The sequence below is a fragment of the Photorhabdus antumapuensis genome (assembly GCF_020387775.1).
In the GTDB taxonomy this organism is placed as follows: domain Bacteria; phylum Pseudomonadota; class Gammaproteobacteria; order Enterobacterales; family Enterobacteriaceae; genus Photorhabdus; species Photorhabdus antumapuensis.
In genome coordinates this window covers 21760-45560 of record NZ_JAHZMK010000050.1, presented here as the reverse complement: position 1 = coordinate 45560, position 23801 = coordinate 21760, and the positions used below count along the sequence as shown (strand labels likewise).

Genomic DNA, 23801 nt, shown 5'->3' with positions numbered 1-23801 from the left:
TTGGCCGGTTTATCACGCCTGATCCGATCGGGCTAAATGGGGGGCTGAACTTATACACTTATGCACCAAACCCCATGACATGGATCGACCCACTTGGTTGGGCGGGCAATCCTAAAACGGCAACGCATATCACCTATCAGGGCATTGATGCCGAAACCGGCAAACCGTATGTGGGCTATGCCAGTAAGCAGGGACAACAGGCAGCCCAAGAGGTATTGAAATATCGATATGGTAATGATTTTGGCCGCTTTGGTGACACACCCCCAGATATTTTATACGACGGTTACGGGCAGTCTGGCAAAGATACTGCACGAGGATTCGAACAGAGGCGTTTTGAACAACTGGACGGGTTGGAAGGTACTGCCAATAGACAGAATCCAGTTGGTCAGAAGAATGCTCGACGAAAAAAATACCTGAAAGCAGCAGATAATCATTTGAATCAAACATCTAAGCACAACGGCAAAGGAGGCGGCCGTTGCTGACGGCTGTTTTGATCACATGGTGAAACGAATTATCTGGAAATCGGGTGATCTGGTTAATATTAAATTACGGGATAACTTGTATACCATAGGGCAAATGCTGACCAGTCCAGCAATGAGATTTTATAATATTTGTAACATGGATGGTATATGGAAAGATGTTGATTTAAATGATATCACTCCTTTATTTCGTGTGTTTGTTGGTAATGTCATTAATAAGTATCTAGTACAAGAAAAAATAAAAGATAAATCCGTTATCTTAAGTAGTAAACCTTATGAACCATATTGGATAAAGCCTTATAGTTCTATGGATGTAGGGAGTTATCTTGGAAAAAAAGGGGACTTTTTATTTATGGGCGGTAAATTAATTGATCTTGGTCCAGATGGTAATATAAGTGTTACCCAGGCTCCTATTATTAAAGAAGATCTTTCGTTACCAGAAGATCGGGAACTCATTGAAAAATATGAACTAACCAATATGTGGGGACATGAATCGCTAAGAGAACGTTTGTGCCGCTATTTTGATACCGGAATTAACCGTGACGACCTGAAATTCGAAGTATTTCCGGGACTGTGGGATGACAGGGAGCAATTAAGGCCCTTAACCAGTCGTTTACCAGTACCGCTACGATAATATAAAAGACGGAAGATCTCTGTGATCTTCCGGCCTTATTCATGATCTACCGGGGCGCATACCCACGGTAAGCCAGGGCCAACCAGAGCTTACCGATGGCATCTTTGATCTGATTCGCTTCCTCGTCATTCACCGCGCAGGCGCGAATCTCCGCCCAGTTCAGCCGCTTAACCAGTTGGGCCAAGGCCAGCGCTTCAATGTGGGTTAACTGAATGTCCTGTAGATGTTCAATCACCACGTTCATTTTATCCTCTCCCTTAGCCCGCGTTGTACTCAGCCAGCATCTCCCGCATCCGCAGCTTAATCTCATTAAGCTGGCTCTGCTGCCGCTGGTATTGCTGCTGATAGTGTTGCGTAGCTTCACTGTCAGGAATGAGCACCAGACAGCCGTCCATCACCTTCACGGTAATCTGTCCCCCCGGCCTTAAACCCCGCCTGTCTATACTACCCACCACCAGAACTCAATAAGGAAAAGGCCGGATGAATCATGGAGTGGGAAAAGCGACAGTTATATTCTTTTGCAGCGAGGTTAGCTCGTTATCTGTAAATATCGCAACAGCATTTATTACCGATTCCAAGATTCAACCTTTGTGATTAATAACATAACGAGTGCTACGACCACCAGCTTCGGTGCTTTTTAAATAACTTAGCTCAACCAAATGTGCCAAGTGTCTGGTTGCAGTAGCGCGGCTGACCTTCGCCACCTTTTGATATTGACTGCTGCTAATGCCTTGCGCAAAATTGCCGTCCAGCATACGGTTTAGTACTTTCGCCTGCTCTTCAGTAAGTTGTGTCTGATCTATTCGCCGCCAAAATTTGGCTTTTTGCACAACCTGATTAATTTCTTGCAGTTTGTTTGTTAAGGTCTCATTCAATATTTTCAGAAACCAAACCAACCAGTCAGTAATATCTAAGCCGCCACGCTGAGTGTTTTCAAGAATTTCGTAATACGCCTTACGATGATGACAAATACTTACCGACATTGCATAGAAACGAATTGAGCGGTTTTCGGCTTGAGCAAGTGCAAGATCGGTTAAAAACCGGGTAATGCGTCCATTTCCGTCTTCTAAGGGGTGGATTGTTACAAACCATAAATGGACAATTGCAGCCCTAATAATGGGATCAAGGCTGGTATCTGTTCGGGATTGATTGAACCACGTTATAAATTGGAGTATTTCGTCAACCACTTTTTCTGGTGGTGGAGCTTCAAGGTGAACCGTTGGCTTATCCAAACGACCGGATACGACTTCTATCATCCCTTCGCGTAATTTACCTCCTTGTATCGGATTGAACATGGTATAGCCTTCGGGGAATATTAACTGATGCCACTTGAGTATACGTTCAAGAGTTAAATCGGAGTGGCTATTTTCTATCACATCAAGGGCGACCTCTGTAATGCCGTCACTCTTTTCTACGATTGGATAAGGTTTTTCTTCCGTAATGCCTAACCTGTTTGCCAATGACGAACGTATCGAAGCCGCATTCAATCTTTCGCCTTCAATTTCGCTTGAATAGAGTATGTTTGATAGAAGGCTATCAAGCGTTGCCTGCTTGGTATCTTCATAATCAGATTTGCCTAATAACAATCCTTGGTTGAAATGCACATCTCGCAGTAATGGTGCAATAGTGCTGGCATTCCAATGAAATTCAGGCCAGTTTGGTTGTTCCCATATCCACATTTGCGTCACCTGTGAGTCAAATAGGGCTTCTATTCTACTCACCAAATGAGGCGAATAGTAATGTTATTTGACTCATTACTAGGTTTTTCGCCTTGTATCTTTGCCGACATTGGGCGAATTTTTACCAATCACAAATGCCGAGTAATAAACCCACTGGAAACCAGTTCGGTGCGATTAGTCACTTTGGTTTTGGCAAAGATATTACGCAAGTGAGTTTTAACAGTAGATAAGGAAATATTAAGTATCTGTGCAATACGTTTGTTACTTGATCCTTCTCTTATTAAATTAATAATTTCTTGTTCTTTAGCGGTCAGAATAGTGGGTGTTTCAGGAAGCAAGTCTCTGACAGCTAATTCAATTAATGGCAAAATAGCACTGAGGCGGTTAAAGTCTTTTGGTGTAAATAGAGTATCTCGTAATAAAGAGACGCCGGCAATAATTCGGTTGTGTTGACGGATAAATATTTCGGCAATGTCTTGTATGTTATTTGGCAGCATAAATTCATGGTAATATTTATTATGTTTGGTAAGTGTCTTCTGATCTATGCTAATCATATTAATATCATTTTGTTGATAATTATCCGGTTTTAATGGATCTAAATGCTGGAAATGAGCCAGATAATTCTGGTGAGTTTCGTCTGAAATATCATATAGAATGTAATTCTCAGGGCGTAATTCATTATCCACCAGATAGAATGCTGCGGCTGAGATGGGAACCAGATGTACAATGGTGTTTAAGCAACTGTGGATTAAAGCATTTTCACGGCTATTCGGTAGTACAGTAGACAAGAAAGTTCTCCTTTTAGAATAATGTCTAACTGGATAAATCAATACTGACGATTAATTAAATGCTAATTAAAATCTATAATCAACACAAAATAAACATATTAATAACGTGATATCGATTGCAATAAATGAAATTTCTCACCGTGATGATCACCTGTTAAGAATAGAGGTTTTGGTATATATCTGAAATAATTTCTTAATGCATTGATTAAGTGATCTGTTTTTTATTGATTGATATTTAAGTGATTATTTTTGCTTTTTGTTGTTTTCTGGTATTTTTCGTCACACCTTTTCGGTTATGAATCCCCCTTTAGGTATCGTTCTTAAGGACGATAGTCGGTATTCCGTTTCACTTTCTATAGTGTATTTATCCTCAATAAAGTTTACAAAAAATTCACAAATGAATCGCTGTGAGCGTTATTTTTACGGCCAGAAGTAAGAGGGAAAATGAATGAAGATGTCAACACGACTGACTTCACATATTGAAAAGGGAGTGGTGGGGTTTCCTACCACATTGGCAAGTTCCGTCGGGGTGATCATGGCAAGCCCGGTTATTCTGACCGTGACCAGTGGCTTTGGGATTGGTGGTGACACTTTCGTACTGGCAATGTTGATCAGTTTTATCATGATGCAGGCCCAAGTGACGACGTTTGCTGAGGCAGCCGCTATTTTGCCTACTTCCGGTTCTGTCTATGACTATATCTCTTGTGGCATGGGGCGGTTCTGGGCAATTACTGGCGCGCTTTCGGCTTATTTGATTGTTCATATTTTTGCGGGTACAGCAGAAACGATCCTCTCCGGTATCATGGCATTAGTGAATTTTGACAGCCTTAATACGATGGTGGAAAGTCATAACGCTTCATGGATGGTCGGTGTTGGGCTCGTTATTACATTCGGATTACTTAATGCGTTGGGCATTGAAGCGTTCGGTAAAGTCGAGATTGTGCTGACATTCTGCATGTGGAGTACCTTGGTTATTTTCAGTATTTGCGGATTATTAATGCCGTTTGCGGTGCCGCTGGAGAGTTGGTTTGGTGAAGGACTTAATTTAAGCGACCCCTTGGCAGTGCTGAGTCTGGTCGGTATGGCAATGTTTATGTTTGTTGGCTGTGAACTGGTGACGCCAATGGCGCCGGAAATTAAAAATTCAGCCAAAGTTTTGCCGCGAGCAATGATGACGGGCCTGTGTGGGGTGGTTGTCTGTATGGGTCTATATGGAGCGTCAATCAGTCATCAGGTAGAAAATGTGCTGGTGGATGTAGAAAATAATGTTCGCTTGTTGGAAACGCCAATGGCAATTCCTGCTTTTGCCGGTCAGGTGATGGGGGATTTTGGTAAATATTGGATTGGTATCGGGTTATTATTGGCGGGAGCGGCCACGATTAATACCCTAATGGCGGCGGTACCGCGTATTCTCTACGGTATGGCATTGGATGGCGCATTGCCGCGTATTTTTACTTATCTACATCCACGGTTTAAAACGCCAATATTTGGGATTTTAGTTGCGGTAATGATCCCCTGTTTACATACTTTTATTATTCAAGGTGATTTGAACCGGATTATGCCTTTGGTATTAGCAGCCGTATGTGCCTGGTGTGTCGCTTATTTGCTGGTGACATGTTCCGTGATATTACTGCGTATTCGCAGACCTGATTTACATCGTGCTTATAAATCCCCTTTTTTCCCATTACCTCAAATTATCTCTAGTGTAGGCATTATTTTGGCGATCATTCACATCACACCTCCGGGAATGAATCCCGGTGATGTGTATATTCCATTCGTCATCATGTTGGGTCTGACCGCCAGCTATGCCCTGTTTTGGACGCTCTGTGTACAACGAGTCAATCCGTTTAAACCCGTACCCGTTGAGCAGGTACTTTCACATACTTTCGCTAAGGGTGAATTACCGGGGGTGCAACTTGAGCCACTTCGTTCCCTTAATTAATGTTATTTGGCGGCGGTTGAATAAACCGCGTTATCCTGCTGGCTATCAGGCAGGCATAATGCTAAACCGGCTGGAACAGAATTTGTCACCTTACTGTTGTGAGCGTTTATCAGCAGAAAGTTTGCAAGTAACATTACCTAGTGGATTACAGATTGAAGTTTGTGAAAAGCCGAAGGCGTTATTTCTGGCCTATATTGTCAGTTGTGGTTTTCGCTTGCAGGGAATCACTTCAATCAAGGAAAAAATTGTTATTAAAGCCAAGGTAAAAGGAATATTTCGGCGAAAAACCGTGATTTATTACTGTTGTCATGGTGCAGAGTTTGGACAACAGATTATTGATTTACTTAATCAGTATCCATTGATTGGTGAAACGTTAGCAGAGCTGGATTTCCGGGATCTGATATTGAATATTCATCAGGGGCAATGGCAATTTGAGGTGGAACATTTTGCCGCTTCTGAGGTTGTTAGCCGATTGCCAGCCAGTCGTCGTTATTTGCGTTTGACTTCTGAGCAGCGCTATTTGTTGCTCAGTACTTTGCTGATGTTTAGCCAGTTAATAGGAAAGCTAGATGAAAAACAATAAGATACACATAATACTTGTTTGTTGTTAAATAAAAACCACCGATCTTTATTCAAGAGCCGGTGGTGATGTGAGTGCAATAGATATTTACATTGGCACAGAATTTCTCGCTATATTTAAAGTATCGACAAGCTGATCAATATCTGATTTGCTGGATCTAAAGCTGGATATACAAAGGCGCAGGGCTTTTGTATTGGCAAAGGTAGTTATCGAGATCCAGTATTGATTAATCTCTAATACTTTTTCTAAAATTTTATTAACATCAAAATCCCCATTATCACGGATACAAATAACAGGTAAAGCTGAGGGATTCAATATCTGCCAATCATTTTTTGCCAGTTGCGATCTCAAATAATCAGCAAGATTGATCTGGTAATTAATAACAATCTGGTATTCTTCGTGAGAGTGGCCAATAGTCATTATCTCTGAATTGACCATCATGTGAAGACGCTCTTTGCCAATCACTTCATCTTCATACATCATTGAAAATAGCGATTGGCTCTCATCAATATCAATGCCTGAATAGTTTGTACTTTTAACATGTTCAAAAAATACTTTTTTGTTTTCCGGGTTTAAAGATTTAAAGTATTCGATGTTTTCTGGTAAAAATACCAGATTGGGAAATTGGCCTAGTTGCGCGATTTTAAAGCCGATTGAGCGATGCAATGAGAAAATCTCAATATCGTCCTTTTTATTGATTAAATCAGCAATGACTTCACCGGTAATTTGTCCATTTTCCACATTTTCTGGCAAATTAAGTTGTTTGCATGCAGCATCATCTGTAAGGATAATTTTTCCATTTCTCTTTTCAGAGAAATAATTATGAAGAAATTTTTCACTTTTACCGATGGTACCAATAAAAATAATTTGATCTGTATTGTCATTGGGCTTTACCGCAGTATCGTTTTTGCCCAACATTCTGCGAATATCCTCTGCCAGATTATCACTATATTTTGAGCCATCGGTTTTTATTTCATAATAGCGATCTCCATCTTCTTTTGTTAATGCAGTAAGTGCATGGGCAATATTTTTATTATTGAAGCAAATTCTGAATATATTGCTATTTCTTATGGTCAAGGTGGTTTCAGTTGCAGTAGGTAACAGAACAGGAATGTTATGATGTGAGTAGACTTCCGCCGCACCTATTGCCGCGTTACTTGAGAAGTGACCTATGACTATATCGACATTGTTCTCAATATTATATTTCGCTGCTTTAGTACCTCCTTCAATTGAGCCATAATCTTCACTGAGGATAAATTTCAATGTGCTATTGTTATGTAGATCTTTAAATATCTCAATAGCACGCATGACAGTTAACGCATGTATTGATCTCTTAGGATCTAAAATGGCGGAAATGCCACAAATAAGCTTGCTATTCATTTTATTTATCTTAATCAGTGAATCGTGAATAGGAGAAAACCTGATTTTTCTGTTTGAGAAAATCAGTCGAAAGCTCAGTTGGCAATAGATTTAATGTAATAATCTCAGACACCGCTAAAGCAATTTTATATCCTATGCCACAAAAGCCCATTGCCACAAAACATTTTTTTTTCGTCATCTATAAAATCAAGAATAGGGCGTTCATCTGGCGTATATGAATCATATCCTTTAATTATAGAGAGAATATTGGTTGGATCATGTTTAAATTTTGATTTTAGGAGCCTTTCGCTGATGTCGTTTTCAATAATATTATCATTATATTCTATATCTTCTGGTGTCTCGGCAGCATTTCTAATCTTAGATCCGGCTTGATAAAAATATTCAGCGAGTGGCACAATATGTGTGCCGGTTTCAGTATCTATAATTGGCATATTGGTACTGAAGGAGGTGCTAATATTTGCCAGAGGAATACTTTTAGCATTAACTGGCAGCTTATACGCCAGTGTTTTTGTCCATGCACCGATGGCTAAAACAATATAGTCCGCTTCAATGGTTGAGTGAGCAAGTTGAACGATAGCTTTGCCATTTTCGGTTGTTATGGCATGTACTTTGGTATTTTCTAATACTAGATTTCCCGTATCTCTAACAACTTGTGCTAAGTTTGAGGCGGCATTTCTAATATAGCCAAATCCGCCTTTTGGCTCAAAAAGGATAATTCGGTTGTTATGTTTGGAATAACAACCATTGGTTAATTCGAAAGCTTTTTCGGCGGATATCAGTTCTAAAGGATAGAGACTATCGCTATAATCCCTGATACTTGCTTTGACTAATTCAATGTTGTTTTGATTGAGTTCGGCGGCATAAATAATACCTGTCTGTTTGAGCGTTTTTTTAAATATTTTTCCTACCTGACTCTCTTGCATTAGCTCAATACTTCTTCGTGTGAGTCTGGCAATTTCATGATCAGGATCATGTACGCGAAATAATGCACCAGAGAATTTAGTCGCTCCATTACCGCCAATCGTCTCTTGCTCGATGAGGGAGACATTGAGTCCTTTCAATGCCAAGTTGGCAGCAACTGTTGTGCCAACTATTCCCCCTCCTATAACGGTAATTCGTATGGTTTTATCTGTTTTCATAATTAAATACCTGATCTTGATAAATTTAACAATGAACAGAAAGCCTTTATATCATGGTGAGTAATATATTCTTTTAATTTTTTGGACATTTTTGGTATTATCGGCTCAGACAAAATTGCAAATAAAATAGCAAGATTCTTGTCCAAAATATTGTAATTTAATTTTGCGTTTAATAAATCTAACATCTCCATTAATTCAGCCGCAATTTCCTTAATCGAGAAATTATCGTATCTGGAATAGGCTTGCCATCTTTCGACAATTTTTGTTTCTGATTCTGACAATACGATAGGGCTGATGATATTATCAGAATTCATTTTTTCCAAATTATCAGATATTTTTGGCAGCAGATAATTAAAGATATGGTTCCGCCATGTCCAGAACTCTTCTACGACAAAGTTTTCAGAAGAGTGTTCTGGCGATATCAGAGAGACATAGAACCTGACACTATCAGAACAGGCATTTTTGACGATATCTTTCACCCAAATCGCATGATTACGGCTGGTTGAAAAATCTTTTCCATCCAATTTTAAGAAAAAGTTGGTATAGAAAGCATGTTTAAAGCGTAATTCGTCGTTCAATAATATTTGAGCCGGGTATGCAAGAATATGGCTGTAAGAACAATCCATACCTAAAAAATTGACCATGCAAGTATTATCATCATAAATAAGGTCGTAAGGACTATCTGCATCGGTGTTTTTTTCAGAAAGCTCTTTCAGTGTTGCTAAATATCCGGCTAACCCCATAAACCAGGTATGAATACGGTGATTTTCATCAGAATAGAGTTACAGCCCTGATTCATCGGGGCGAGTCACGCCCCACGCTTTTATACCATGCGCAAAAACTTCCTCGACCCATGCTGTTAATTGTGGCCTCATAGGAGAACTAAGAATTTTCTCTTTTAATTTCTCGGCAATCACCGGCAATAATAGAAAATTGCGCTCAACATGTTTATAAACAACTTTTTCATTACACAAAATACAACGCAAATTTTTCATTTCAAATGCGTCCGGTGCCATTGCGCAGGATTCACATTGGCTTGGATCTGAGCTTTCACCACAATGATTACATTCACCTCTGGCAAAGGCTTCATAGCCCCATTTTTCACATTTTTCGCAATAAGGTTCTAAACTCACCGTTGGTGCAATAATGCCTTTATCTAAACAAGAGTGATAGAGCATCAAGCCTTTGCCACGAATTTCACCAATGATGGTAAAATCATTTTTCAATTCAGCGAGATGGTTTTTGATTTGTATTGATCTCTGTTTGACGTTCTCCAGTAAATTATCTCTCTTTATTTTTTTAGATAAAAGTAGGTAATACTTCTTCGCCGATTTCTTGAATAACCTCTTGAGGGGGCCTTTTGCCATACTGAATGCCAAGAGCCGCGTGATTAACCCCGACTTCTTGCTACTCTTCCAATAATTCAATCAATCCCAGGCGACCTGTTTTCAGGATAAACCCGCCATTCGTGGGTGTTCTGGGATAATATTTATCCTCAACTAAATCAATCCATTCATTAGTTAAGTGTGGTTTGAACATATTCCCATGGATATTTTGTCTAAATTCGCTAATATTCTTACCGAGTCTGGCGACGCCCTCTTTATTATGAGTTTGAATAGGATAGGTAAACCATCCATCTGAATTTTCCGCGATCCATTTGATATCTTGTTGCCCACGCTCAGTGACTATCAGAGGGATAAAATCATTAACCGCTTTAGGTATTAAGCGTAAATTCCCATCGATATAACCTAATGGACTGTTAATAGTGCGATGTTTGTTATCTAATAGTGCCCTGAACATATTGATTGATTCGACAAATCGCATTCCTTTTTCATTATAAGGTATGTTATAGGCAGGAAATTCTGACATTCGGTCTCCTGCGGCGACACCCAGTATTAACCGGCCATTTGATAATTGATCCACAATGAAGATAAATAGCTTTCTTGCGTACTTTGATGTTCGCACTCTTTACCGATAACACAATAAATCAATAAATTTAATTTATGCGTGTAGAAAGGAACACCGTGATATTCATTTCCAATTTCTGAAAATTAATGGTACTTTCATTTAGTTAGCGGTATAGAGAGAAATTGAATGCCGATTCTCTACAGCAGAGCAATATTTTAAATGCGAGTGATATTTTAGCCGTTAAATTATTAAGCGTTTGTCTTGAGGGGAGATATAGAGAGATGATCTACTTATACACTGATAGTTCTCCAAATGGATATAAGATTACAATTGCTTTGGAAGAGTTGGGATTGCCATACGTATTAAAGCATGTACGAATTGAACAGGGTGAAAATAGGGAGCCTGAGTTTTTACAGTTAAACCCTCATGGGCGTATACCTGTGCTTGTTGATGAAAGTACTGATACGACTCTTTTTGAATCGTCGGCGATTCTGCTTTATCTGGCATCGAAAACTCAGCAACTGCTGCCTGAGGATTTTAAAAGCCGTTGGGAAGCGATTACGTGGCTAACATTTCATTCTTCCAGCGTCGGGCCGATATTGGGACAACGGGTTCATTTTGAATTATTCGCAACTGAAAAAAATCATATGGCCATACAACGATATCATCGCTTAACGGAAGAGGCTTTCTCTACGCTGAATAAACGGCTTAGTGATTGCCCCTTTTTCGCCGGAGATGAATACTCGATTGCTGATATTGCCAATTTTGGCTGGACCCATATCGCCAGAATTATTGACTTTGATTTTAGTCATCATGAATATTTAAGTGCCTGGCATGATCGTATTGCTTTAAGGCCCGCAGTACAGCGTGGGATTATGATACCGGAGCCGGCAACGGGTCCTTAATGCGTTGATGCAGTGGGAAGATGAATTGCATGCTTAGGTATCAAATTAAGATAGAGATCACAGATAATCAGGCAAATTTACTGAAATATTTTATTGAATCATGGTGATTCAATCTATACTGGATACGTAGAAAATAATAGATAGAAAAATTTAAATGGCAATGCCTGACAACAGGGCAGGGAATTGCTATGCCTTTGGAGATCGATTTATACCTAATAGATTTCGAGTTGCAGCGCGGCGGCAAGTGAACGAATCCCTAGGAGCATAGATAACTATGTGACTGGGGTGAGTGAAAGCAGCCAACAAAGCAGCAGCTTGAAAGATGAAGGGTATATTTAAAATCAATTCTATTTCGGAGGAAATTGTTAATGTCTAAGACTGGTGAGGAATATATTGAAAGCTTGCGTGATGGAAGAACCATTTTTTTGAGTGGAGAAAAGATCACTAATCACGTGGATCACCCTGCTTTTCGGAATGCAATTAGAACCGTAGCTTCACTTTATGATTACCAGGCAGCACACGCTGATCGGATGACGTTCGAAGCGCCTGGTGGTAAGCGCGTTGGTTTATATTGGGAACTTCCTACTACCCGAGAGAAATTAATTGCCAGAGGTGAGGCTGCGTATGCCTGGGCAATGCAGAGTTGTGGTTGGTTAGGTAGAAGCCCAGATCATGTTTCTGCCGCTCTTGCCGGAATGATGACTTACCTGGAAGTATTTGAGGAATATTCCAAGGATAGGGCCGAGGCGTTAAAAAATTACTATTCATATGCCCGTGATAAAGATATTTATTTGGCTTTTACGTTAGTCAATCCACAAGGTGATCGATCCAAAACGCCCAGTGAACATATAAAAAACGTATTTCATACTCTTGGTGTGTTGGAGGAAAAACCGCAAGGAATAATTGTTCGCGGGGCAAAGATGTTAGGAACAGCAGCCGTCCTTGCGGAAGAAGTTGTTGTTGGCGTGTTTAATCCACTCAAAGAGGGAGTTGATGATAAATATGCTCTGTCTTTTGCATTACCGTTGAATACTAAGGGAATAAAAATTCTCTCTAGAAAATCCTATGAAATAGGCAGTAATAAATTTGATTCTCCTTTAGCGCATCAGTTTGACGAGAATGATGCGGTCGTTTATTTCGACGATGTTTTTGTTCCGTGGGAAAGAGTTTTTGTTTATAAAAATACGGATATGTGCCGCCGGCAATTTCAGGCAACTGGCGCTGATGTTTTAATGGATGTTCAAGGTATGGCTAGGTATGCCGTTAAGCTGCATTTCTTAACGGGTTTGGCCCATCAGCTTACCGAAGCCACAGGCGTCAATGAGTTTCCTGCCGTTCGCGAGTCGTTAGCTGAACTTGCTTGCTATGCTACTAATATTGAAGGGCTCTTTCGTGGTTTGATTAGTAATCCTGATCGGCATAATGAGTACTATATTCCCAATCGATTACAACTATATGCTTGTCAGGTTGCATTGCAGTCAACTTATCCAAAGGTAATAGAAAGCATCAGAAATCTTTCAGGTGGTGGTGTGATTATGTTACCGTCAAATTATACTGACTTAGCAAACCCAGAAATCCGTGACTTAATAGAAAAAATACAATATTCAACCCTACTGGCACCCATTGAACGCGTGAAATTACTGAAATTAGTGTGGGACGCTATCGGTTCTGAGTTTGCATCACGTCATACTCAATATGAGATGTTCTATTCAGGAGCGCATCATATTGCTTTGTCTCGTCTTTATGATGAATATGATTGGGATTTTGCTAAGAATATGAGCCGAGGGATTTTAGATTCTATTGATGTTAGTTGAGTTTTGTATTTAATTCAAATGCAACTAACTTGTTTTATTTTTATCAAATTTGAAGGGGCGGGATAGATTATATCCCGTTTTTTGTTATTTAATCTTTTAAAAGATGAGATGATATTGACCAATATCATCTCAGTATGTTGAATTATTTATATATCCATCCGTAAATTATTTCATCATGTCAGAGAATTATTTCTCTGAAAGGCTTTAACATATACCTAATAGATTTCGAGTTGCAGTGCGGCGGCAAGTGAACGAATCCCCAGGAGCATAGATAACGATGTGACCGGGGTAAGTGAAAGCAGCCAACAAAGCAGCAGCTTGAAAGATGAAGGGTATATTTATATATTGTTAATGGAAGTTAATATACAATTTATTCTATTAATAATAGTAATTGTTCTTATTCTTAAATAAGAATTTAGTGCATGATTTGCCGCGTCAAAAAATTGAATATCAATAATTAACAATTAAAAAAGAGAAAAAAATGAAAGTAAACATAATGATATGTGCTCTTATGGCTTCCTTTAATGTCTTTGCCTCTCAGTGTCACCAAATAAAATTTCAGCAAGATCAGCAAGCAATAGCCGGAAATTTTAATTCTCAAGGAGTTGCATGTATTGAGTTTAAAATTCAGCCTGAACATTATGTACAGGGATCGGCACTGGGTATGCAGAAATTGGTGGTGCAGAAGGGTAATCAACAACATATTCGCACGCTGTTTACTGATAACCCGGTGGATGCCCGTCAGTCAATTGGCTTTACTGTTCCTCAAGCGGGAAAATATCTGTTGTCAGCCAAGGGCAAAGCAGGGGAACCGTGGCAGCTTACATTGTCATTTCCACCTTATACCCCCAAGGATGATGATTACAGGCAGCAGCCAGAAAGCCCGCGTCTGAAACAACTCCAAATTGAAGTCGTGCAAGGAAAAGGTACCCGTGCCTTCTGGCGGGAAATAACTCGCAAGGGGGCGCCGTTAATTGAAGATTATGATGATAATCATAAGCGAGTCACTTTCCTGTGGCGTGGAGCAAAAGCGAATGTCTTTATTCTGGGTGCACCGAGTGGCGATCATGATCCGATGTCACATTTGGCTGGTACTGATGTTTGGTTTCGCAGCTATATCGTTCCGTCAGATACCTTGATGCAATATAGATTGGCACCGGATTTGCCGCAGATTGAAGGCGCGGCTGACGAACAGCGTAGGTCGATTTTGATTACTGCACAGGCCGATCCATTGAATAAAAATGTCGTACCGGCTGTATCGGAAGATGTGTTTAACCATGATTCATTGTTGGCACTAAGGCCAACTCTATGTGATATCGCACAATTTAAGCAATTGCCTTTTCAGGGAGTGACTAAACTTCATCAACTTGAAAGTAAGGTTTTAGGTAATAGTCGGGAAATTGCAATTTATCAACCGGTTACGCCAATGAAACAGCCAGCTATGTTGGTGCTGTTTGATGGGCAGATTTACCGTAAACAGTACTATATTGATAGATTTTTCGATTCCCTGATTGAACAGGGCAAGATACCACCTATGTATGTGGTGTTTATTGATAGTTTAGATAGTGCACGTCGAGGCCAGGAACTGCCTCCCAATCCTAATTTTGCGGAATTTATGGCGAGTGAGTTGATACCGTGGCTGGCTGCTCAGGGTATTAAAGTGCCGGCAGAACGTACCATTATTTCAGGTTCTAGCTACGGTGGATTAGCATCTTCATGGGTGGCATTTAATCATCCTGAATTGTTTGGCAATGTTCTCAGTATGTCTGGTTCATATTGGTGGGCTCCTAAGGGAGAAAAACCTGAATGGTTGATCCGTGAATTTGCCAAAGCGGAGAAAAAGCCACTGCGTTTCTATTTACAGGCGGGATTGTTTGAAACCCATGTGGGGGAATTGGAAGGCATTTTATATAATAATCGTCGCATGAAAGAGACGTTATTACAGAAGGGTTATCTAGTTGAATCCAGTGAAGTTTCTAGTGGTCACAATTATATTTCGTGGTGTGAAACTTTGTATCACGGAACACGGTCGTTAGTAGCGAAATGGTGAATTAATTCTCTTTTCTTCACATAACTGTCACATAGTTTATTTAGTATCCCTTTATCAGATAACGGTGATTTTTACTCCGATTGCATTTTAATAAGGAAACCTTAATGTCAAACAAGTATAAGAAAAGTTTGGTTGCAGTCATAGTCTCAGCCTTAATTTCAGGTATCAGCTTATCGGTATCGGCGGCTGATGATCAAAATGCTAATCAAATTATGGCAGAAGATCGGGCGGTAAAAGGTGATATTACGGAATTTGGTGGTGCTCGCCGTATGACTCAGAACCAGACTGAGGCATTAAAAGCAGCGATAAATAACCATAAAGCTAAGAACGTTATTTTGTTTATTGGTGATGGTATGGGGGATTCTGAGATTACTATTGCCCGTAACTATGCGGAGGGTGCGGGTGGATTTTTCAAAGGAATTGATGCCTTGCCATTTACCGGCCAATACACTCACTATTCTCTGGATAAAAAGAGTCGTAAACCCAACTATGCGACTGACTCAGCGGCTTCTGCCACCGCCTGGGCTTCTGGTGTAAAAACCTATAATGGCGCATTGGGTGTTGATGTGTTTGGTAAAGATCACCAAACTCTGCTTGAGCTGGCAAAAGCGAATGGTAAAGCGACAGGTAATGTCACAACGGCTAGAGTGCAGGATGCCACACCGGCGGCACAGTATGCGCATATCACTAACCGTGATTGTTATGGCCCGCAAGAGACGACGGAAAAATGTCCAACTAATGCGTTAGAGAATGGCGGGCGTGGTTCGATCACAGAGCAATTACTAGCGGCTCGTGCTGATGTCACATTAGGTGGAGGCGCCAAGATTTTCGCCCAGAAATCGGTTGTTGCTGCTGGCAAGGATAAAACGTTGGAACAGCAGATACAGGAACAGGGTTATCAGTTGGTCAGGGATGCTAAGTCACTGGCATCTGTTACCGAAGCGAATCAGAAAAAACCGCTGTTGGGCTTGTTCCATGAAGGCAATATGGACATTGCTTGGGAAGGACCTAAGGCGGTTTATCACGGTAATATTGATAATCCTCCGGTGACGTGTAAAGCCAACTCGAAACGGAATCCTGATGCGCCGACGTTGGCACAGATGACGGAAAAAGCCATTGATCTGTTAAAAGAAAATAAGAATGGTTTCTTCCTGCAAGTGGAGAGTGCTTCTATTGATAAGCAGGATCACAAAGCTAACCCTTGTGGGCAGATTGGTGAAACCGTCGTATTGGATGAAGCGGTGCAAGTTGGTTTGAAATATGCGCGTGAGCATGGCGATACATTAGTGATTGTCACCGCTGATCATGCTCACTCCAGCCAGATTATTGAAGCTGATATCAAATCTCCGGGGCTGACTCAGGCATTAATCACGAAAGATGGTTCGGTGATGGCGGTTAGCTATGGTACTTCTGAGGGCAAGGAACAGGAACATACGGGTACTCAGCTACGAGTGGCTGCTTATGGCCCTCAGGCAGCCAATGTTGTAGGTCTGACTGACCAGACAGATCTGTTCTTCACGATACGTGATGCGATGGAGTTAAAATGATTGTGTCAGGTGATGCTTTGCGTGGTTGAGGAATAAAGAGTTAAGGCCGGATAGCATCCGGTCTTAATTTTTTTGTTCTTTTGAGTGTATATTTTTCTCTAATTTCACTAGCAGGAAAAATACGGCTGTGAACTAAACAAAGTTATTTAGAGATATACTCTAAATTTGATGAATAAAGTAGTGATATGGAAAAAACCATTAAAGTTAGTGATGCGATTTTAAAGAAATAATTAGGCTGTATATAACTACTTTGCATATGCGCAAAATGTAAAGTCTTTCCTAATAATGCCCATAAGCAGGAAATTGGATATAGAGTTGAAAGTAAAATTACCATTGAGGATAAGTATATAATAGGTAATTCGAAAGCATAAGTTGATTAAAGAAGTAGAACTATCATCGGAATGGTCCCATCATAAGCTAATAATTCCAGGTTCTCTCACTAAACCGGGATTCAACAAAGTCACCTTGGAATGGCCTAAATTGGCACAGGATGAACAAAAGGAAGTGTTAAATATATCATCCCGATATAATAAAGGTTTAAAAACTGAAATCTTACTAGTTTTTGGTAAATTATTCTCACTAAAGGTTTCTTATTCAGAATAATCTGGTTTTATAATATCTGTATGACCTGCCATTCATTCAATAAATCGGATTTATCGATGTTGTCTGATGGCAGCTCTTTGTGTTTATATTATATAGGGTTAATAATGTTCAGAGGTGAATTGATCTATGTCGTCGTTAATGTTCAGGCTTTTACCGATAATACTTATCGTTGTAATGGTTCCATCATTTGTAGAAGTTGATATTACTTTGCCAGCATTTCCCCAAATGCTGAAGTTCTTTTCTGCAACTGAATCGGCAGTGCAATTTACTCTAATAGTGAATTTCCTAGGGTTATGCCTATTCACACCTATTTTCGGTCCTCTTTCTGAGTCGTATGGGCGAAGAAAAATCATTCTAATCGGAGCTGCTCTATTCTTTATTGGTAGTGTAGGTTGTTCAATTTCTGGTGATCTTAATCAATTGTATTTATTTAGGTTTATCCAAGGAGTTGGGTGCAGTGCTATTTGGGTTGTTGGGTTTATCATTTGCTCGGATATCTATAAAGATGAGGAGTCAGTACAGGTTTTTGGAATCCTTAACTCAGCAATATCAGCGGCTCTTATCATGGCCCCTATTGCTGGCTCTCTTATTGTTGCACATTATGATTGGAGATCTACCTACCATTTAGTGGCTTTACTGAGCTTTCTTTCTCTTATGGCTGTGTTTATCATTCCTGAAACAAATCGTGATACGATAAAATTGAGTGTAAATGAGGTTGCAAGAAATTATTGTCAACTTATATTTAATATGCGTTTTTTGATATATGCTTTTACCCCTGGGTTATTAGTGTCTGCGTGTATTGCATATGTATCTGTTATCCCTTTTTTATATATAGATAAAATGGGAATGGGTTACTACGTATTTGCGATACATCAAGCAATATTAGGAATATGTTTAGCGGTGGCTGGATTCTATTCAGGTGCTTTGAATAGAAAGATTGGTTCAGTTAATTGTATCTATCTGAGCATTGTCGTTTGTTTAATAGGGTGTAGTGCACTCATAATATTCAGTCATTTTTATCCTAAATCTGCAATGCCCTTTACGCTATCAATGGCTGTCATTTGTATTGGTTCTGCTTTTCAATATAGTATGGTGTTCTCTCATTCTTTGGCATTGTATCCTAAATTAGTAGGTGCAGCATCATCTCTATTAACTTTTTTCCGGCTTATTTTTTTCAGTCTCAGTGTTTTTATTTCAGGATGGGCATTTACTGGAAAGCTATTTAATTCAGCAATCATAGTATCATCGATAATTGCTATTGGGTTATTATTTTCATTACTCATTTTAATTGATTTACGAAATCATGCAGTAAGTCGAAAAATTAACGATAGGCCACATGTTAACTAATTAAAGGGTCATTTATGAAAATTAAAGTTATTGTTCCGTTGTTGACATCGAAATATAATTCAGCAGTACAAGAGGCGCTTTCTTACTATATTGCACCGGATGTATTAATTACCGTTGTTAATTTAGCCGATTCTGATAGCTTTAGCTTTGCCTCTTATCAAACCACAATTTTTTAGCTTATCTGTCGGATTAGCAATTGCAACTGACTTGTACTTCACACTTTTTTGTATATGATATTGGTAATCATTATCATTTAACTGAGTGCAAGTTATGATCAGGATTAAAGACAGAGAGAGATCGCTTTTCTGGCAGGGTATCACCAGTTTGTGGGGAATAGGTTTATCTAGCTTGGCGGGCATGCTATTCGTCATCGTCAATCCCGGCATTGAGCAGTTCAAAATTGGTGTGGTATTAGCGATGCTGCTGACACTATTTATGCTGCTAAACCAGAAGTCACGCCATTTCTTGTTAATACCATCAGGGTTTGCTGTGTTGTGTGCTTTATTGGCTGGAATACACCGGTTTGGCTGTTTTTGACGTTTTATAGCAGAAAAAATGGAGAGAAGTTCGATAAGGAAAACGGACATATTGGTGCGAAAGGAGGGACTTGAACCCTCACGTCCGTAAGGACACTAACACCTGAAGCTAGCGCGTCTACCAATTCCGCCACCCTCGCAGGTACTGCCATTTTTGTTGCCGAATTTAATCAGCGGCTGTCTGATTTGGTGCGAAGGGGGGGACTTGAACCCCCACGTCCGTAAGGACACTAACACCTGAAGCTAGCGCGTCTACCAATTCCGCCACCCTCGCAAATTCAGACACTATCAATAATGCTGATTGATAGCATGGGGGCGAATTCTAGTGGTTTTTTAGCCTACGTCAATCATTATTTATTATAGCGCTGTATGATTGCCGTAAAAATCATCATCCTTCTATTATTTTGGTTATTAAAGATAACCTGTCCTTGAACCAAGGACAGGCTGAGTAAATTAGAATTTTTTTGTTGCTTGATAAACTTTAAATTTCCCCGTCTGAGCAATGACTTCATGATTGCCAAAAGTTTTATCCAGTAAATCGGGATAAGGCAGGAAAGCGTTGGCAACAATCCGCAGTTTGCCGCCGGGTTTAAGGTAATTAGGCGCTTGGCGGATCAGGTCATCTGCTGCTTGTAAATTGGTTTTTAGCCCGTCATGGAAGGGGGGATTAGAGATAATCCAGTTGAATTTATCTTCAATGTTGGAATAGACGTTACTGACGACCACGTTACCTTCCAGTTTATTAGCTTTTAACGTTGCTTTACTGGAGGCAATCGCTGCTGCATTAACATCACTGAGAGTCAGTGCTAACTCAGGGTTTTTCTTACCCAGCACGGCGGCCAGAACACCCGCCCCGCATGCGATATCCAGTAAGCTGCCGGAGAGCGGTTTGTCAAAAGTGGAAAGTAGTAACCGGCTGCCAACATCCAGTTCATCCTGGCTGAATACACCCGGTAACGTATTCACTATGACGTTTTCCACCTGATAACTGTTCCACCAGTTATCTTGTTCGAACTGCACTTCATGTTCTAACTGGCCGTAGAACAGGCTGCAACGACGGGCACTATCGATTTTTTGAAACGTTGCCATGCCGTCCATCAGTTTGTCTACACTACGTACTCCGCTACGATTTTCACCGACAATGAAAATATTGATACCTTTTGGCAAAACAGAGAACAGGCTGCGTAATTGAAAACGAGCTTCCTGCTTACTTTTAGGCCAGTAGTAGATCAGGGTGTCACAACCTTGAGTAAATGCTTTTTCGGCTACCAAGCCAAACCAGGCATGATCACCCAAAGTGCGGATCAGTGATTGCCAGTGATGATATTGGTTAGTGTGCACTCGCACACTGGCAGCATCAATTTGGGTTGCCAGTGTATCCTGAATATCACCGGCGAAGAGCAGGTGATGAGAGCTAAATTGCTCACGGTGACGCAAAATCACTTCACTGGCGGGGGTTAACGCAGACATTTGTCTATAAGCTCCTTATGTTCTGTGCTCAAGTATCAGATGGTGATAAATTTCAACCCAATATTGGCGCAGATCGTGGCCTCTGATAACATGTTACCGATTATTTTTTACAGCAGGTGAATAGATATGGTAACCCGGCGCGATAGGTTATTAGCTCAATTGGGGATTACCCAATGGACCTTACGTAACCCTGCGGTTTTGCAAGGTGAATTAGCTGTTCACTTACCTGACACCACCCGTCTGCTGATTATTACCAATGACCACATTGATTTAACTAATTCATTATTAATAGATATTTTCACCGCTATGGGGTTGGATAAATCCTCTGTTTACTGCATTACAACAAATAATGTTGCGATGTTACCGGAACAGGTTAAGTGCCCATATTGGTTGCTGGGTGTGGATATTACACTATCATGGCCGGGAATTTCTTTGAGAAGCCCGGCATTAAATGATTTATATTGTGATGGACAGGCAAAACGTTCTCTTTGGCGACAGATTTTTCAACATGAACAACATTTCTCTATTAACTCCCGCTGATCTCCCGTCCGCTTTTCTGGTTGAGAAAGCTAGCCACGCGTTCCCGTGGAGTGAAAAAACATTTTTTGGCAATCAAGGGGAGCGGTATTTGAATTATAAAATAGCGATTAATGAACAACTTATTGGCTTTGCCATAACCCAATTGGTATTAGATGAAGCAACCCTATTTAATATTGCTATTCATCCTGACTACCAAGGTAAGGGTTATGGTAAGGCATTATTAGCGTATTTAATATCAATTTTGCCGGGTAAAGGCGTGAATACCTTATGGCTTGAAGTCAGACAATCGAATCATTCTGCTATTAGGTTGTATGAACAATCAGGGTTTAACCAAGTCTCTGTTCGTCAGCATTACTATCCTACTACGACAGGTAAAGAAGATGCCATCATCATGGCGTTACCGCTGTTTGCCTAAATAAGTGCTATAAAATTGATTGATTGTTTATAACACCAATTTCAGCGAAAATGAGCGCCAATTTTTCATTCACCCACGGGTTTGGCAACTGTTCTCCTTGAGGGGAAGCGTCTGATGTTGAGTACAAGCCCGTATATAAAGCAGAAGATTGTTATTGATGTCAAATTCCCCTTTTCAGCAGGAAGTCGCTAAACGGCGAACTTTTGCTATCATTTCTCACCCTGACGCAGGGAAAACGACGATTACTGAAAAAGTATTGCTGTTTGGACAGGCGATTCAGAAAGCCGGTACGGTGAAAGGTCGTGGTTCAAATCAGCACGCGAAATCCGACTGGATGGAAATGGAGAAACAGCGTGGTATTTCCATTACCACTTCCGTGATGCAGTTTCCTTATCAAGATTGCTTGGTTAACCTGTTGGATACGCCAGGGCATGAAGATTTCTCCGAAGATACTTATCGTACATTGACGGCGGTTGACTGTTGCTTGATGGTCATTGATGCCGCTAAAGGGGTTGAGGATCGGACACGTAAATTGATGGAAGTGACCCGTCTGCGTGATACCCCGATTCTAACGTTCATGAACAAGCTTGACCGCGATATCCGTGATCCGATGGAACTGATGGATGAAGTGGAAAATGAGTTGAATATCGCTTGTTGCCCGATCACCTGGCCGATTGGGTGCGGTAAGTCTTTTAAAGGGGTTTATCACCTCTATCTTGATGAAACTTACCTGTATCAGACCGGAAAGGGGCACATTATTCAGGAAGTCCGCGCAATTAAGGGGCTGAATAATCCTGAACTGGATGCCGCGATTGGTGAAGATCTGGCTGAACAATTGCGTCAGGAACTGGAATTGGTGCAGGGGGCTTCTCATGAGTTTGATCATCAAGCATTTTTGCAAGGTGAACTGACACCGGTATTTTTCGGTACTGCACTGGGTAACTTCGGCGTTAATCATATGCTGGATGGTTTGGTTAAATGGGCGCCAGCGCCGATGCCACGTCAAACAGATGTCCGCGAAGTCTCTGCTCAGGAAGATAAATTTACCGGGTTTATCTTTAAGATTCAGGCCAATATGGACCCTAAACACCGTGACCGTGTGGCTTTCTTGCGTGTTGTGTCAGGCAAATATGAAAAAGGCATGAAGCTGCATCAGGTAAGAATTAAGAAAGATGTGGTGATTTCTGATGCGCTGACATTTATGGCGGGTGATCGCACTCATGTGGATCATGCCTATCCGGGAGATATTATCGGTTTGCATAACCACGGGACCATTCAGATTGGTGATACCTTTACTCAAGGGGAAAATCTGAAATTTACCGGTATCCCTAACTTTGCTCCAGAATTGTTCCGTCGTATTCGCTTGCGTGATCCTTTGAAACAGAAACAACTCCTGAAAGGATTGGTTCAATTATCTGAGGAAGGTGCTGTACAGGTATTCCGTCCACTGGCAAATAACGATTTGATTGTGGGAGCCGTTGGTATCCTCCAGTTTGATGTGGTTGTTGCCCGTTTAAAAAGTGAATACAACGTTGAAGCTTTATATGAGCCGGTAAACGTCTCAACGGCTCGCTGGGTTGAGTGTCATGACGCTAAGAAGCTGGAAGAGTTTAAGCGTAAGAGTGAGCAAAACCTGGCGTTCGATGGTGGTGATAATCTGACCTATATTGCTCCAACGATGGTTAACCTAAATTTGACCCGTGAACGTTATCCTGACATCAATTTCCGTAAAACACGGGAACATTAATATTTTTAAGGCTAACAATAAGTTAGCCTTTTTCTTTACAAAAATATATGTAACACAAGAATAATTTATAATTTAGTCGGTAAGATCCGTCTTATTTTATAGCGCTTTGCTTTATTTTCCTGTTATTATTTCCTTGGTCTTTACTGTATTGATGTTCTTATTTTCCAATTTACTGGAAATGATAACCTGTTTTTAATTCTAATACGGATTGTGATTCTGCTGGGATTACGTGGTGTAAAGACAGTATTGAATGGCTTTATAGATTCAGAAATCTAACCGACAATAAGGAAGGTATAGA

At 40.4% G+C, this 23801-nt stretch carries 22 protein-coding genes, 2 tRNA genes and 1 pseudogene; 14 read left to right on the top strand and 11 right to left on the bottom strand.

Annotated features, from left to right (window positions below; translation table 11 throughout):
* The coding region (locus KZ793_RS18315; protein WP_225816637.1) for an RHS repeat-associated core domain-containing protein at positions 1–482 on the top strand (482 nt) is incomplete at its 5' end.
* 16 nt (positions 483–498) lie between these two features.
* Entirely contained in the window at positions 499–1113 is a 615-nt protein-coding gene (locus KZ793_RS18310) for a hypothetical protein (protein WP_225816636.1), read from the top strand.
* A gap of 46 nt (positions 1114–1159) precedes the next feature.
* Here the strand turns inward: KZ793_RS18310 and KZ793_RS18305 are convergent, their stop codons facing one another.
* The 4 genes from KZ793_RS18305 to KZ793_RS18290 form a co-directional block, all read right to left on the bottom strand.
* The gene (locus tag KZ793_RS18305) at positions 1160–1357 is read right to left on the bottom strand and encodes a DUF7706 family protein (RefSeq protein WP_225816635.1); all 198 of its coding nucleotides are present in this window, start codon (positions 1355–1357) and stop codon (positions 1160–1162) included.
* Positions 1358–1370: 13 nt separating this feature from the next.
* Entirely contained in the window at positions 1371–1568 is a 198-nt protein-coding gene (locus KZ793_RS18300; protein WP_225816634.1) for a type I toxin-antitoxin system SymE family toxin, read from the bottom strand.
* A gap of 126 nt (positions 1569–1694) precedes the next feature.
* Positions 1695–2792, bottom strand: a complete 1098-nt coding sequence (locus KZ793_RS18295) for a Fic family protein (protein ID WP_225816633.1) — start codon at positions 2790–2792, stop codon at positions 1695–1697.
* A gap of 128 nt (positions 2793–2920) precedes the next feature.
* Entirely contained in the window at positions 2921–3580 is a 660-nt protein-coding gene (locus KZ793_RS18290; protein ID WP_225816632.1) for a response regulator transcription factor, read from the bottom strand.
* Positions 3581–4028: 448 nt separating this feature from the next.
* Here KZ793_RS18290 and KZ793_RS18285 point away from each other — a divergent pair, with 448 nt between their 5' ends.
* Together KZ793_RS18285 and KZ793_RS18280 are read left to right on the top strand one after the other, a co-directional pair.
* Positions 4029–5522, top strand: a complete 1494-nt coding sequence (locus tag KZ793_RS18285) for an APC family permease (RefSeq protein ID WP_225816631.1) — start codon at positions 4029–4031, stop codon at positions 5520–5522.
* Positions 5497–6105 (top strand): DUF3156 family protein, encoded by a 609-nt coding sequence (locus KZ793_RS18280; RefSeq protein WP_225816630.1) that lies wholly within the window; start codon positions 5497–5499, stop codon positions 6103–6105. Before KZ793_RS18285 ends, KZ793_RS18280 begins: the two co-directional genes overlap by 26 nt.
* A gap of 84 nt (positions 6106–6189) precedes the next feature.
* Here KZ793_RS18280 and KZ793_RS18275 read toward each other — a convergent pair whose 3' ends face one another.
* The 4 genes and pseudogenes from KZ793_RS18275 to KZ793_RS18260 all read right to left on the bottom strand — a co-directional run bounded on the left by KZ793_RS18275 (position 6190) and on the right by KZ793_RS18260 (position 10544).
* Entirely contained in the window at positions 6190–7482 is a 1293-nt protein-coding gene (locus KZ793_RS18275; RefSeq protein ID WP_225816629.1) for a SidA/IucD/PvdA family monooxygenase, read from the bottom strand.
* 125 nt (positions 7483–7607) lie between these two features.
* Positions 7608–8621, bottom strand: coding sequence for an NAD(P)/FAD-dependent oxidoreductase (locus KZ793_RS18270; RefSeq protein WP_225816628.1), 1014 nt, complete (start codon positions 8619–8621; stop codon positions 7608–7610).
* Between the two features lie 2 nt (positions 8622–8623).
* A pseudogene (locus tag KZ793_RS18265) lies at positions 8624–9799 on the bottom strand (methionine--tRNA ligase).
* Between the two features lie 229 nt (positions 9800–10028).
* Entirely contained in the window at positions 10029–10544 is a 516-nt protein-coding gene (locus KZ793_RS18260; protein WP_225816639.1) for an LLM class flavin-dependent oxidoreductase, read from the bottom strand.
* 266 nt (positions 10545–10810) lie between these two features.
* Between KZ793_RS18260 and KZ793_RS18255 the strand changes: the two genes are divergently transcribed.
* From KZ793_RS18255 to KZ793_RS18225, 7 genes are all read left to right on the top strand, one after another.
* Positions 10811–11434, top strand: a complete 624-nt coding sequence (locus KZ793_RS18255; protein WP_225816627.1) for a glutathione S-transferase family protein — start codon at positions 10811–10813, stop codon at positions 11432–11434.
* A gap of 368 nt (positions 11435–11802) precedes the next feature.
* Entirely contained in the window at positions 11803–13248 is a 1446-nt protein-coding gene (locus KZ793_RS18250) for a 4-hydroxyphenylacetate 3-hydroxylase family protein (RefSeq protein WP_225816626.1), read from the top strand.
* Between the two features lie 481 nt (positions 13249–13729).
* Positions 13730–15298, top strand: a complete 1569-nt coding sequence (locus tag KZ793_RS18245) for an esterase family protein (RefSeq protein ID WP_225816625.1) — start codon at positions 13730–13732, stop codon at positions 15296–15298.
* Between the two features lie 104 nt (positions 15299–15402).
* Positions 15403–16845: an alkaline phosphatase gene (gene phoA, locus KZ793_RS18240; RefSeq protein WP_225816624.1), complete on the top strand. Its 1443-nt coding sequence runs from the start codon at positions 15403–15405 to the stop codon at positions 16843–16845.
* A gap of 729 nt (positions 16846–17574) precedes the next feature.
* On the top strand, positions 17575–18795 hold the full coding sequence (locus KZ793_RS18235) for an MFS transporter (protein WP_225816623.1): 1221 nt from the start codon (positions 17575–17577) through the stop codon (positions 18793–18795).
* 14 nt (positions 18796–18809) lie between these two features.
* Positions 18810–18971: a hypothetical protein gene (locus KZ793_RS18230; protein ID WP_225816622.1), complete on the top strand. Its 162-nt coding sequence runs from the start codon at positions 18810–18812 to the stop codon at positions 18969–18971.
* Between the two features lie 94 nt (positions 18972–19065).
* Positions 19066–19332, top strand: coding sequence for a DUF1435 family protein (locus tag KZ793_RS18225; RefSeq protein ID WP_225816621.1), 267 nt, complete (start codon positions 19066–19068; stop codon positions 19330–19332).
* Positions 19333–19384: 52 nt separating this feature from the next.
* Here KZ793_RS18225 and KZ793_RS18220 read toward each other — a convergent pair.
* The 3 genes from KZ793_RS18220 to rsmC form a co-directional block, all read right to left on the bottom strand.
* A tRNA-Leu gene (locus KZ793_RS18220) sits at positions 19385–19471 on the bottom strand.
* Positions 19472–19518: 47 nt separating this feature from the next.
* A tRNA-Leu gene (locus KZ793_RS18215) sits at positions 19519–19605 on the bottom strand.
* A gap of 179 nt (positions 19606–19784) precedes the next feature.
* Positions 19785–20801 carry a 16S rRNA (guanine(1207)-N(2))-methyltransferase RsmC gene (gene rsmC, locus KZ793_RS18210; protein WP_225816620.1) on the bottom strand — a complete coding sequence of 339 codons (1017 nt, stop codon included), beginning with the start codon at positions 20799–20801 and terminating at the stop codon, positions 19785–19787.
* 126 nt (positions 20802–20927) lie between these two features.
* On the opposite strand from rsmC, the gene KZ793_RS18205 reads away from it, so the two are divergent.
* The 3 genes from KZ793_RS18205 to prfC all read left to right on the top strand — a co-directional run bounded on the left by KZ793_RS18205 (position 20928) and on the right by prfC (position 23503).
* Positions 20928–21341 carry a DNA polymerase III subunit psi gene (locus KZ793_RS18205; RefSeq protein WP_225816619.1) on the top strand — a complete coding sequence of 138 codons (414 nt, stop codon included), beginning with the start codon at positions 20928–20930 and terminating at the stop codon, positions 21339–21341.
* Positions 21310–21756 carry a ribosomal protein S18-alanine N-acetyltransferase gene (rimI, locus tag KZ793_RS18200; protein WP_225816618.1) on the top strand — a complete coding sequence of 149 codons (447 nt, stop codon included), beginning with the start codon at positions 21310–21312 and terminating at the stop codon, positions 21754–21756. The genes KZ793_RS18205 and rimI overlap by 32 nt, the downstream gene beginning before the upstream one ends.
* A gap of 157 nt (positions 21757–21913) precedes the next feature.
* On the top strand, positions 21914–23503 hold the full coding sequence (gene prfC, locus KZ793_RS18195) for a peptide chain release factor 3 (protein WP_225816617.1): 1590 nt from the start codon (positions 21914–21916) through the stop codon (positions 23501–23503).
* Positions 23504–23801 lie beyond the last annotated feature (298 nt).